This window comes from Salinirubellus salinus (genome assembly GCF_025231485.1).
In the GTDB taxonomy this organism is placed as follows: domain Archaea; phylum Halobacteriota; class Halobacteria; order Halobacteriales; family Haloarculaceae; genus Salinirubellus; species Salinirubellus salinus.
Genome location: NZ_CP104003.1, coordinates 3,381,522 through 3,393,709 on the forward strand (window position 1 = coordinate 3,381,522; position 12,188 = coordinate 3,393,709).

General features: G+C 65.5%; 13 protein-coding genes. 7 read left to right on the top strand and 6 right to left on the bottom strand.

Features of this window, described 5'->3' with window-relative positions:
• Positions 1–268: 268 nt before the first annotated feature.
• On the top strand, positions 269–1,561 hold the full coding sequence (locus N0B31_RS17840) for an RNA-guided endonuclease InsQ/TnpB family protein (RefSeq protein ID WP_260592967.1): 1,293 nt from the start codon (positions 269–271) through the stop codon (positions 1,559–1,561).
• Here N0B31_RS17840 and N0B31_RS17845 read toward each other — a convergent pair.
• Together N0B31_RS17845 and N0B31_RS17850 are read right to left on the bottom strand one after the other, a co-directional pair.
• Complete coding sequence (locus tag N0B31_RS17845) at positions 1,500–1,964, bottom strand: site-specific integrase (RefSeq protein WP_260592968.1); 465 nt, start codon at positions 1,962–1,964, stop codon at positions 1,500–1,502. The two genes, N0B31_RS17840 and N0B31_RS17845, sit on opposite strands and share 62 nt — an antisense overlap.
• Positions 1,957–2,394, bottom strand: a complete 438-nt coding sequence (locus N0B31_RS17850) for a hypothetical protein (RefSeq protein WP_260592969.1) — start codon at positions 2,392–2,394, stop codon at positions 1,957–1,959. The genes N0B31_RS17845 and N0B31_RS17850 overlap by 8 nt, the downstream gene beginning before the upstream one ends.
• Positions 2,395–2,782: 388 nt before the next feature.
• On the opposite strand from N0B31_RS17850, the gene N0B31_RS17855 reads away from it, so the two are divergent.
• Entirely contained in the window at positions 2,783–2,992 is a 210-nt protein-coding gene (locus tag N0B31_RS17855) for a hypothetical protein (RefSeq protein ID WP_260592970.1), read from the top strand.
• A 1,174-nt stretch (positions 2,993–4,166) separates the two neighbouring features.
• On the opposite strand, the gene N0B31_RS17860 is transcribed toward N0B31_RS17855, so the two are convergent.
• The 3 genes from N0B31_RS17860 to N0B31_RS17870 form a co-directional block, all read right to left on the bottom strand.
• Positions 4,167–5,060, bottom strand: coding sequence for a sulfurtransferase (locus N0B31_RS17860; protein ID WP_260592971.1), 894 nt, complete (start codon positions 5,058–5,060; stop codon positions 4,167–4,169).
• The gene (locus N0B31_RS17865) at positions 5,057–5,785 is read right to left on the bottom strand and encodes a helix-turn-helix domain-containing protein (RefSeq protein ID WP_260592972.1); all 729 of its coding nucleotides are present in this window, start codon (positions 5,783–5,785) and stop codon (positions 5,057–5,059) included. Before N0B31_RS17865 ends, N0B31_RS17860 begins: the two co-directional genes overlap by 4 nt.
• A 211-nt stretch (positions 5,786–5,996) precedes the next feature.
• Positions 5,997–6,221, bottom strand: a complete 225-nt coding sequence (locus N0B31_RS17870) for a hypothetical protein (protein ID WP_260592973.1) — start codon at positions 6,219–6,221, stop codon at positions 5,997–5,999.
• Between the two features lie 318 nt (positions 6,222–6,539).
• Between N0B31_RS17870 and N0B31_RS17875 the strand changes: the two genes are divergently transcribed.
• The 5 genes from N0B31_RS17875 to N0B31_RS17895 are packed head-to-tail and all read left to right on the top strand — an operon-like array spanning position 6,540 to position 10,674.
• Complete coding sequence (locus N0B31_RS17875; RefSeq protein ID WP_260592974.1) at positions 6,540–6,785, top strand: sulfurtransferase TusA family protein; 246 nt, start codon at positions 6,540–6,542, stop codon at positions 6,783–6,785.
• On the top strand, positions 6,778–7,923 hold the full coding sequence (locus N0B31_RS17880; protein ID WP_260592975.1) for an NAD(P)/FAD-dependent oxidoreductase: 1,146 nt from the start codon (positions 6,778–6,780) through the stop codon (positions 7,921–7,923). Before N0B31_RS17875 ends, N0B31_RS17880 begins: the two co-directional genes overlap by 8 nt.
• Positions 7,923–8,516 (top strand): helical membrane plugin domain-containing protein, encoded by a 594-nt coding sequence (locus tag N0B31_RS17885; protein WP_260592976.1) that lies wholly within the window; start codon positions 7,923–7,925, stop codon positions 8,514–8,516. Before N0B31_RS17880 ends, N0B31_RS17885 begins: the two co-directional genes overlap by 1 nt.
• A gap of 42 nt (positions 8,517–8,558) precedes the next feature.
• On the top strand, positions 8,559–9,734 hold the full coding sequence (locus N0B31_RS17890; protein ID WP_260592977.1) for an NAD(P)/FAD-dependent oxidoreductase: 1,176 nt from the start codon (positions 8,559–8,561) through the stop codon (positions 9,732–9,734).
• A gap of 4 nt (positions 9,735–9,738) precedes the next feature.
• A complete protein-coding gene (locus N0B31_RS17895; protein WP_260592978.1) occupies positions 9,739–10,674 on the top strand; it encodes a DUF1641 domain-containing protein in 936 nt (311 codons plus the stop codon).
• A gap of 35 nt (positions 10,675–10,709) precedes the next feature.
• On the opposite strand, the gene N0B31_RS17900 is transcribed toward N0B31_RS17895, so the two are convergent.
• Positions 10,710–12,170, bottom strand: coding sequence for a sensor histidine kinase (locus N0B31_RS17900; RefSeq protein WP_260592979.1), 1,461 nt, complete (start codon positions 12,168–12,170; stop codon positions 10,710–10,712).
• Positions 12,171–12,188: the final 18 nt, after the last annotated feature.

Sequence of the window (12,188 nt, forward strand, 5' to 3'; positions counted from 1 at the left end):
CCTGCGTCTCGTCGAGCGGGTGGACCGCTTCGAGTCGTGAATGGACGCCCCCGACCGAGACGACGCTCCCCACGCCACCACCTACCGGTGACCGGTAGGTGAATCGCGACGAGTCGGACAGTTTTCACATAGATGCAAGGAGGAAGCCCACGGCTTGAGCCGTGGGAGGAATCCGACAAGGCTCGAACCAACCCACGAGCGATAGTAGTCCGACTCCCCACGCTAACCCGAATTATATTAAAAAAGCACTTCGATATGTGAACTAACGATGGACGTGATTCGCACCGTCAAGGTCAAACTCGACGTACCTGACGAGCGGTGCGACGACCTCCATCAGACCAAAAATCAGTTCCTCCACTGTGCGAACACCACTTCTGAGTGGGCGTGGCGATACCCGAACGACTACTGCGTGACCTCGAAACAGCAAGCCGAGAACGCCCTCTACGACCAACTCCGCAACGAGACGGAGTTGACTGCGAACCTCGTCCAGAAGGGGATTCGACGCGCTATCGAGGCCACAAAAAGCGGTGTCGCCCGACTCAAGAACGGCGAGAACACCAGTCAACCGCACTTCGATGCGTGGAGCGTCGTCTACGACAAGCGAAGTGCGACGTTCCACCGCGACCACGTTTCGCTCTCGACCGTGAACGGTCGCGTCGAGTGTGACTATGTGCTTCCCGACAAACCTGAAGGAACGCCGATTGGTGAGTACCTACTGAACGAGGACTACGAGTTCCGTATGTCCACGTTGCAGTACGACCGCTCCACAGAGTCGTTCTACCTCCACGCTCGAATGCGCCGAACCACGGGCGAGCAGTCCACGACTCCTTCTGAAGACGCCAAGCACAGAACAGTCCTTGGCGTTGACCTGAACGTGGACGGCTCGCTCGCCGTGACGTCGACGGGCGCGTTCGTTGGGAACGCTGACGAGATGAATCATCGACGCCGAGAGTTCGAGAAGACTCGTGGGTCGATGCAACAGGCGGGAACGCGGTCGGCACACCTGTCGATGCAGTCGATGAACGACCGCGAACACCGCTGGATGCAAGACGAACTCCACCGCGCCTCGAACCAGATTCTCGACGAAGCTCGCGACCACGACTGTACCCATGTCGCGTTCGAGAATCTGACCGGGATTCGTGACCGAATGGCTGGTGCAAAGCGGTTCCACGCATGGGCGTTCCGGCGCCTCTACCAGTACACTGAGTACAAAGCCGAGATGTACGGCATCGAGGTTGAGCAGGTGAGTCCCGCGTACACGTCTCAGCGGTGTTCGTCGTGTGGGTTTACCCACGAGAGCAATCGGCGGTCGAAACACCAGTTCGTCTGTCAGAAGTGCGAGTATGAACTGAACGCGGATTATAATGCGAGCAAGAATATTGCTCGGAAACTGCTCAAGCGACTCCACTCGGGGCAGACGTCTTCGGGTGGAGGCGCACCCTGTCAGTGTGCGCTGACGTCAGGGACGCTGAACCTGAACGGCGAGTACACCGCCTCCGTCACCACGACGGCAGAAGGGGAGTCCACTGACAAGCCCACGACGTCAGTCGTGGGTCACTGACTCGCACGAACGGATCGTAACCCCGTTCGTGGGGAAACACCGGGTCAAGTTGCCACGCTCTGAGGATCGCCGAGAGACGCCGAAGTTTCGTCCGGGCTGTCCCCGGCTTGTTCCCCCGCGAGTCGATGCAGTGCTGGACGAAGCCGCGTACGTGCGCTTCGTTCGGACACGCTGGGTGACGCTCGGTCTGGTCCATGTACGCCCGCCACTGCCTGATGAGCCGCTCGTAGGCCTCGACAGTCGCGACGGCAGGCTCCCGCTCTCTGAGTGTATCCTTGAGGAATACTTCGAACGGGTCGGCTGAGAGGTCACAGAACGCTTCGTCGTACCTCGACAGCGGGTCAATCTCTTTTCCGAAGGCTTCGGCAATCGACACTCGTGCCTCGCTTAGTTCGTCACTCATCGGTCTTTTCCCACCGGCCCATCTTCACCGCCCAAATCTCGCTGGCCGTCTGGTGGTTGGCGGCAGGCATCAACACCGGCTGGTAGGTGTGGGGGTGATCGGTGTGCCACTGGAGCCAGCTGTAGAATTCTTCCAAGCGAACCCAGTATTGGCTGTAGACTGTATTGAGCTTCCGCGTCTCAGCGAGTGCCCGGCAGTAGCTCTCGATGTGGCGTGGCGCTGCGAGCGCGTGATGCCGACCCTCACTGGCGGTATGGGCTTTCCACGTCCGTTCGGCCTTCTCGAACGTCTGGTGGTAGTGTTTCGAGTCGAACGCGTTCGATTGGGCAGCGACGAACTCCGCCCACACATCGCGGTCGGTGTATGCTTCGGCCAACTGGTCGAATCGGTCTGTTTCTGGGACTGATAATACGCACTTGTAGACGCCCATCCGTCCCATCGCATCTGGTGATTTTTCGGTTCCCATCGGTATCTGTGGGCGCTCTCGCCCGCACCTTTCTGGGCGACATAAACTAGGGTTGTCCGTCGCTTGCCTTCGTCTGGGCTCAACACTAATGAACAGCTTTGGTGCGTATGATGAACTCACGGCACCTCCCCGAATTTCAGGCGAACTATCCGATTCTAGTGCGAGATACAGAGGGTGTAATCAGCAGTAGCATCGAGCTCAGGTCGGTCACGCTGAGCCTGAGTAGGCTACGGTGATCTGCTGAACTACACTTGTGTCCAGTAGTCGTAACATCACAGATTTAAAGCCTTGTTTGAACTGCTTGTTCGGATGATAACCACTATTACCTGTATATGATATAATTTTAGCCAGCATGACCAAGGGTACACTCTCAACTATAGAAGAGTTGCTTGAGGGGGTTCAGCAGGATGTCAACGGCCCAGACGCTAGCTACAAACTCAGAAGTGCGAGGCAACTCCTAAGGGTCCTGAAACAGCGCAACGAAGACTTAGATGAAGCAATTGACGAAGCGATTCCAGACGAGGAGATTCTCGAAAATCTCAGAGAGTTAGGGTATCTGTAGACACAGTGCTCGGCATACCGGTCTGGCGCCCATTTAATGTGCCCGTACCGCCGCTGCCGACAAACTGTCAATGTCGCTAATATACGGCCAACTACTGACCGACTCGCGCCCTCAGCCTTGTTTAGACGCTCCTGAAGGCGTCGGTCAGTGATTCTATCGACTGAACAGAATCCATCGACGAGTGCTTCTCCTCCCGATTTCATTCTTTGAGCAACGACCGTCTCGGGCGATCTACACCCCGTCTAAACAAGGCCCGCGCCCTCTATTCAGCATAACCGATAGAATCTGACCCCGGCATAGGATTTCAGTAGCATCGTCTGCCCTGAAAGACGACGCTTCCTCCTCACGACCTCGGTATCCCAGTTGGATGATGCTACATTCAACCATCATCGGCTAACACACCTATCCGATTGCCGAAGACACTACTCCTTCTCGCTACGACCCCCCGGTGAACGACTGGCTATTCTCACCCCAAATCTTCCAAACTGCGTTTCTATCCGGGACTTAGGGTGTCTAAACGGAGTTTGGATTCGGCTGAAATGGGAATCGACCGTCGCCGAGCCAGTTCGCGCGTGTCGACGAAAACAGCCACGAGAACCCCGCTCGGTGTCGAATATGGGATTTCACTGAAACTGCTCCACGGGGATATTAGGGCAGCACTCTCCCTTGCAGCGGGCAAAACCGCCATACGGAAACCGTGTTTGGATAGAAAGCAGGTCCGTTTCGCCCCGGGTGAACGCCAACTCCTGTCTCGGGAATCGCCACGAAACAGGTTCGGGAGCACTCCTAAGCCCTGTTCGGCAGTACGCGATACCCCCCGCTATTCGAGTCCAAACTCAGTTTCCACGGACAACCTCCCGGAGACTTGGCCGAGTTTGGATTCGGCGATCTGACCGTAGAGGGCCCAGAAAGCCCGCGAATAGGCTTCCAAATCGAGTTTGGATGCGAAACGAAGCGACGACATCTCTGTCTGTCGAAAGATTTGGTCCAACATGTCCTTGACATCCTCCCCGCGCTAAAGGGCGGGGCTTTCTCCTCGCACTTCCGTAACTCGGACTGGAACGAAACGGGAACCAGGAAGTTGCATCCGCGGGCGTCGTTTCGCCCCGTTCTTAATCTCTCGTCCCGCCGGCGGGTGTGCCGTCGGTGGCCGCCACCCGGACCGGCGCCCGACTCAGGGGCCCGTCTCGATGGGGGCGCGTATCATGTTCCCCCACTCGACCCAGGAACCGTCGTAGTTCGCGACGTCCTCGTACCCGAGCAGTTCCTGCAACACGAACCAGGTGACGGCCGAGCGCTCCCCGATGCGACAGTAGGTCACGACGCGCTGGTCCGGTTCGACGCCGTGGTCCGTGTAGAGCTCGCGCAACGCCTCGGCCGACCGGAACCGCCGGTCCGGCCCGACGTTGTCGGCCCAGAACACGTTCGTCGCGCCGGGGATGTGGCCGCCGCGCTGGGCGCTCTCGCGGTCACCGGGCGGTGAGGTGAGCGTCCCGACGAACTCCGGTGTGCTCCGGACGTCGACGAACGCCGTCTCGGTGCCGATGGCCTCGCGGACCTCGTCGCGGTACGCGCGGACGGACTCGACGCGGTCCTGGACCGCGTAGTCGACGGGGTCGAAGTCCGGGACCTCGCGGACGGTCGGGTAGTCGTGTTCGAGCCAGTACTCCCGCCCCCCGTCCATGACCCGGACGTCCGGGTGGCCGTAGTACCGGAGCATCCAGTAGAAGTGCGTCGCGAACCAGTTCGCGTTGTCGCCGTAGGCGACCACGGTCGTGTCGGGTCCGATGCCCGCCTCGCCGAGCACCCGTTCCAGCTCGGCGGGCGAGACGATGTCACGACTCGTCGCCGAGCGGAGGTCGGTCCGCCACTCGAAGCCGACGGCACCCGGCGCGTGTCCGTCGTCGTAGAAGTCGCTGTTCACGTCCACCTCGACGAGCCGGTAGGCCGGGTCGTCGGCCTCGAACTGGTCGAGGCGCGCCTCGACCCACTCTGGGCTCACGAGCACGTCCGTGGGGTGGTCGCTCGCCTCCGTCGTTGCTCGCTCCGCGGCGTCTCGTGGTGTCATGTGTCTATCTGGTACTGCTCGGTGAACTGTTCGGCGAGCTGTGCGGTGGCCCGGCGGAGCCGGTAGGAGGCGGTCGACTGCGGGATGCCGAGGTCGTCGGCGACCTCCTGGAGCGACACCTCGCGGGGGACCTCGAAGTAGCCCCGCTCGACGGCGTGGACGAGTATCTCCCGCTGGGACCCACGGAGTGCCCGCGGCGTGAGGAGGCCGTTCTGCCACCGGTCGACCTCCTCCAGGTGGTGGAAGGTGAACGTCGCTCCCTCGCCCAGTCGGGCGGTGATGGTGTCGTACATCATCCCGAGCTTCTCATCGCCTCGCACGAGCACCCGGTAGCGGACCGTCGGCCCGCTCCGGAAGGTCTCCACCAGCGTCCCGTCCTCGGTGTACTGCGAGACGATGACCGGGATGGCGTCCCGGCGACGGATGTCGTCCAGATACGTGTGGACGACCCGTCTGGTCGCGGTGTCCGTCAGGAGGTCGTGGTGGCGTCTCGCGTCGAGGTCGCGGTCGCTGATGGACTCGTGGTCGAACGACTCGTCCAGCAACAGCCGGTCGAGCGCCGTCAGGTCCCCGGTCTCCCCGGTCACCGACTCCAGGCGGAGCATCCGCTCGGGGCGAAAGGAGATACAGACGCCGCTCGCCTGCAGCGACGACCGCTCGCGGAACGCGTCCGCGAACCGGTCGCTCCCCGGTGCCCACTCGATGGAGAAGGAGAACTCATGCATGGGTGGCCTCCTCGCGAGTGACGCCGGCTGGAATCGCCGGTGCCGAGCGGCGCTCGACGGCGGTACACCAGTCCTCTTCCGGACCGCGACGGCTGCGTTCCAACACCTCACCCGAGGTTCGGCGGCCGTCCCGATAAGGGGGCGTTCGGTGTGGTCCAACTGCCCCCCCCGGTCCGGTCGCGGGCCCCCACCGCGTCACTCGACCCGCGGGTCAGGACGACCCGTACTCCGGTCGCCGGTGCGAGAGCCCGATGAGGACGAAGAAGGCCGAGGTCGGGAGGAACAGCAGCGCCCCCAGTGCGGTGGCGAGTTCCCCGTTCTCCAGGCCGTGCCACGCCATCGTGAGCGAGAACCCACCGACGACGACCGCCGCGACCACGAACCGCCAGTCGATCTCCCGCACCCGTTCGGCTCCGAACCGCGCTGTCGACGGCATGCATCGCACTCGGGTCGCCGGGGGCTTACGGGTTCAGTTGCAGTGGACCAACCTCGCCGTCGGGTGGTTATCGCTCGACACGACGGGTGCCGGTCGCCCGCGCGCGAGACTTCCGCCCGTTCGTCTGGCCCCACGCACGTGCGCAGTCTTGTATCGAGTGCGACGAACTGCGACGCCGCGACGTGGTCCGGGGGACGCTGCCAGATACGACAGTCGGTGTCTCTCTCCTCGCGCCGACCGGAGTCGACACCCCGGTTGCTGTGTATCAAACGAACACTCATCCCTCACACTCCACGCGTTCTACCACGGAGCACTACGATGACGGAGACAACACTCGAAGCGGACGTGACGGTGAACGCGGTCGGCTCGTCGTGCCCCGGCCCGATGATGGACCTCATCGGGGCGGTCAAGACGGCCGACCCAGGGACGCTCATCCGGCTACAGAGTTCGAACGAGGGGACGGAACCGGACGTCGCCGAGTGGGCCGAGCAGTCCGGCAACGAACTGCTCGAGGTGGTCGAGCGCGACGGACACTGGGACCTCTACGTCCAGGTCCATGACTGAGCGCGTCGTCGTCGTCGGCGGGGGCACCGCGGGGACCGTCCTCGTCAACAACCTGGCCGAGGAGTTCCGACCCGAGATCGACCGGGGCGACGTGGAGGTCGTCCTCGTCAACGACAGCCCCGAGCACGTCTACAAGCCGACGTGGCTCTACGTCCCGTTCGGCGAGAAGACGCCCGCGGACGCGAAGCGCCCCCTCGACGAACTGGTCGACCGGCGCGTCGCCCTCCGCATCGACCGCGTCACCGGTGTCGACACCGACTCGAAACGGGTGACCTTCGAGAGCGACCGCGACCCCCTCGGGTACGACCACCTCGTGCTCGCGATGGGCGCGCAGGTCACCCCGGAGGAGACGCCTGGACTCGCCGAGGGCGGTCACCACTTCTACGGCCCGGAGGCGACCGAGGAACTCCGGCAGGAGCTCGCGGAGTTCACCGAGGGCCACCTGGTGATGTCGGTCGTCGGGGTCCCCCACATGTGCCCGGTCGCCCCCCTCGAGTTCCCGCTCATCGCCGACTCGTGGTTCCGCGACCGGGGGCTGCGCGAGGACGTCGACATCACCTACACGTACCCCATCAACCGCGCCCACGGCATCCGGTCGGTCGCCGAGTGGGCCGGGCCACTGATGGCGGACCGCGACATCGACGTGGAGACGTTCTTCAACCCGACGCGGGTCGACCCGGACGAACAGGTCGTCCACACGGTCGAGGGCCGCGAACTCGACTACGACCTCCTCGTCACCATCCCACCACACGACGGGAGCGACGTGGTCCGCGAGGCCGGCCTCGGCGACGACGGCTGGGTCGACGTCGACCCGACGACGCTCGAGGCCGCGAACGCCGAGGACGTCTACGCGCTCGGCGACGTCGCCGACCTGCCGACGAGCAAGGCCGGCAGCGCGGCCCACTACGCGGCCACCTCGCTGGCCGACCGGCTGGCGAGCGTCGTCCGCGGTCAGCGTCCGACCGCCGAGTACGACGGCAAGACCGTCTGCTTCATCGAGAGCGGCGAGGACGAGGCGACCTACATCGCCTTCGACTACGACGAGGAGCCGGTCCCGAAGGTCCCCTCGAAGCTCGTCCACTGGTCGAAACTCGGCTACAACCAGTCCTACTGGCTGACCGCGAGGGGGGTGCTCTGATGAGCACGCTCGACGAGGACGACGCCGAGCGCGAACTCCCGTCGGTCGTCACCGAGGCCGTCCGGGAGGACCCCGAGACGGCCGCCGCGCTGCTGGCTCGGTCGGGACAGCTCTCGACGCTGGTCGACGAGGCGGTCGTCGAGGACCTCCCTTCGGGTGACGTGCCCGACACGCACCGCGCCGAACTGGACGCCGCCGTCGGCCAGCACGGGACCGAACTCGCCGCGGCCGTCGAGCGGGTCGCGATGCTCCAGCGGACCGGCACGCTCGACCGACTCACCGAGATCGCCGACGCGATGGCGCTCCTGACCGACGCGATGGACGACGAGATGGTCGAGACGCTCGCCGCGACCGGCACCTCGCTCGGCGAACTCGCGGACACGGCGTCCGACGACGAGGTCCGCCGTGGCCTCGCGCGCGTCCTCGAGGGGGTCGGCACGGCGAGCGCCGAGGAGGCGACCCCGGTCGGCCCGCTCGGACTGGTCGGCGCACTGCGCGACCCCGAGGTACAGGCCGGGATGGGCTACCTCGTCGCCACCGCACGCGGCATCGGCACGGCCGGCGAGCGACCGGACGGCGGCCGGACCGACTGACGACGAGCACACGACAGACACACACGACACGAACCTCACGACATGACATCTTCACGACCGACCGTCCTCGTCCTCGGTGCCGGCGCCGGCGGGACGATGACGGCGAACAAACTCCGCCGACGACTCGACGCCGACGTGACCGTCGTCGACCGGAGTCCGACGCACAGCTACCAGCCCGCGTACTACCTCGTCCCGTTCGACTACATGGACCTCGACGATCAGGTCCGCGAGACCCGCGACCTGCTCCACGACGACGTCGCGTTCGTCCAGGACGAGGTCACCGGCGTCGACCCGGAGCGGCGCGTCGTCACCGGCGAGGCCGACGAGTACGAGTACGACGTCCTCGTCTCCGCGGTCGGCAACAGCCGCCGGCCCGACCGCGTCCCCGGGATGCTCGAGGGGTGGAACCGGACCGACTCGGTCTACCCCTTCTACCACGAGTCGGCGGCGGCCGCCCTCGGCGACGCCGTCGACGCCTTCGACGGCGGCACGTTCCTCGTCACCGTCCCGGACACGCCCATCAAGTGCGGCGGGGCGCCGCTGAAGCTCACGATGCTGATGGAGGAGTACCTCCGCGAGCGCGGCGTCCGCGAGGACGCCGAGGTCGTCATGACCAAGCCCGGTCCCGACGTGTTCGGCACGGGACCGAAGGCGCCCTACCAGGAGCGCATCGAGGAGATCTGGGCCGACCGCGACATCACGTTCGTCCCCGAGTTCACCGTCTCGGAGGTGGACTACGAACGGCAGGTCGTCCACTCCGAGGCGGGCGAATCCATCGAGTACGACCTCTACGCTCCCGTCCCACCGCAGTACGGCCACGAGTTCGTCGTCGAGAACTCGCCGCTGACCGACGGCGGCGAGTACGTCTCCGTCGACGACCACACGCTGCAACACGAGACCTACCCGGAGGTGTTCGCGCTCGGGGACAACGCGGACGTGCCCACCTCCCGGACGGCCTCCGCGGCGCGCAAGCAGTCACACGTCGTCGTCGAGAACGTCGAGCGCTTCCTCGCCGACCGGCCGCTCAGCCCCGACTACGGCGGCTACACCGCCTGTCCCATCCTCGTCGAGAAGGGGAAGGCGATGATCGCCGAGTTCGACTACGAGGAGTCCATCTCCGCGCCGGTCGTCAGCCGACTCAACTGGATCCTCGACGTGAACGTCATCCCCTCGCTGTACTGGAACGTCTGGATGCGCGGGTACGACCCGGTCCCCTGACAACATGAGCGACGCACCACCAGACCTCGACGGGTTCCCATCCGCCTCGACCGGCGAGGATGCCGACCTCGAGGCCCTCGCGGCCCGCCTCGACGCGCAGGCCGACGACCTCATCGCGCTACTCGACCTGCTCGCGGTCGTCCGCGGGCTGAGCGACGACCTCGTCCCGGAACTGCGCACCGCCGCCGCGGAGAACCGCGAGCCGGTGGCCGACCTCCGCACCGCCCTCGAGCACGAGGAGACGCTCCACCTGCTCGAGCGCGTCGGGAGCAACGCCGACTCGCTGGCCGAGCTCCTCGACCTCCTCGTCGTGGTACAGGACCTCTCGGCGGAGCTGGTCCCCGAACTCCGCGCCGTGGCCGCGGAGAACCGCGGAGAGATCGCCCAGCTCCGCGTCGCGTTCGAACGCGAGGAGACGCTCGTCCTGCTGCGCCGGCTCGGCGACAACACCGACACGTTCCTCGACCTGCTCGCCACGCTGGAGGTGGCCAGCGACACCCTCGCGGACGTCGCCCCCGAGGATGCCGCGGCCGCCGAGGCGGCACGCGAGGACGTCCGCCGGCTCGCGGCGGCGTTCGACCGCACCGAGTCGGTCGACGCGCTCGTCACGCTCGGCGAGAACGTGGACACCCTGCAGGGCCTGCTCGCCCTGCTGGAGGGGTTCGGCGACGCGGCCGACCGGACGCCCGAGGAGTACTACGCGCTCGGCACACAGCTCGGTAACGCCGTCGACGTAGCCGAGCGAGCGAGCGACCCCCGGGTGCTCGAGACGCTCGACGCCGGCGCCAGCGCGTTCACCGACGAGACGAGCGACCGGACGGTCGGCCTGTTCGGCCTCCTCTCGGCACTCCGGAACGACGACGTCCAGCGGACGCTCGGGACGGTCGTCGAGGCCGCCGAGCGGGTGGGGCGGACCCGCGACCCGGACGGACGGGACTGAGCCCCCCGGGCCGTCCGTGGGCGCGGGGTGCCGACTCAGTCGGCCCGCTGGAGCGACACCCGGAACACCGTCCCCTCGGGTTCGTCGTCCTCGACCGCGAGCGTCCCACCGTAGCGGTCGACGAGCATGTCGACGAGGTAGAGTCCCACCCCCGCGCCCGGTGCGTCCAGCCCCGCTTCCCCCCGGCCCAGTACCGTCTCCTTCTGCGCGTCCGGGATGCCGGGCCCGTTGTCGGCCACGCTGATATCGACCCACTCGCCCTGCTCCTCGACCGTGACCCGGACCTCGGGATGCTCCTCGCCGTTGTGGACGATGGCGTTGTTGATGAGGTTCCGGAACACCGTCGAGAGCAGGCCGTTCGCGAGCACCTCGACGTCCGTGTCGCCCTCGAGTTCGAGCGTCGCATCGGGGTGGAGACGGGACCGCATCTCGAGCTCGGCCTCGAGGAGGTCGCCGAGGTCGACCGCCTCGAGGTCGACCGACCCCTCCGACTCCATCGCCCGCACGAAGTCCCGGACCGTCTCGGTGAGGTCGAGCACGTGTCCGGCGGCCTGGTGAATCTGCGCGAGGAGTTCTTCGCCGTCCTCGTCGACGTGGGATTCGAGGAGGTGAGCCCAGCCGTCGATCACGCTCAGGTCGTTCCGGATGTCGTGGTGGACGATGCGGTTGACGACGCGTAACTGCTCGTTCGCCGTCGCCAACTGCTGCTCGCGCTCGATCCGGCTGGTTATCTCCCGGCAAAGCAGGATACTCCCCGGTTCGCCCTCCCACTCGATGGCCGCCGCGGTCAGTTCGATGGGGACTCGCCGCCCGTCCAGCGTCACGGCGTCCACGGTGGCGCGTTCGATGTGGACGGTGCCCGCCTGTATCTGACTGAATATCTCCGTCGTGTAGGTCCCGGGGTCGGACTCGACGAGGGCGTCGGCTGCGGTCCCGTCGAGTTGTTCGCGAGTCTTCGCCCCGAAGAGGCCGAGTGCTTTCTGGGTGGCGTACACAACCGATTCCTCCTTGACGACGACCACCGCGTCGGGAAACGCCTCGAGCACGACCCGCACCCGCGTGGTCAGGTCGCCGACCTCGCGGCTCTGGTCGTGGAACGCGATGGCCTGCTCGACCAGCGAGAGCAGTCGGTCCCACTGGTCCAGCGACCGCTCCTTGATGAGGTAGTCGGTCACTCGCGCGTGGATAGCGCGACTCGCGAACTCCTCACCCCCCTCGCTGGTGAAGAGGATGAACGGGAACTCCGGGTCCTGTGCGCGGACCGCCTCCAGGAACGCGATGCCGTCGACGTCGGGCAGGTCGTGGTCGCTGACGATACACGCGATCTGGGGGTCCGAACGGAGCCGTGCGAGCCCCGCTGCGGCCGTCTCGGCCGTCTGGAGCTTGAAGTGCGACCGGGCACGCACCTCCTGCTCGAACGTCTCGGCGTGCGCCCGGTCGGCACTCACCAGCAGGATCGTGCCCACCTCGCGCCCGCCCTCCCCGGCACTCGGCATGGACGCAATTGTTAACAT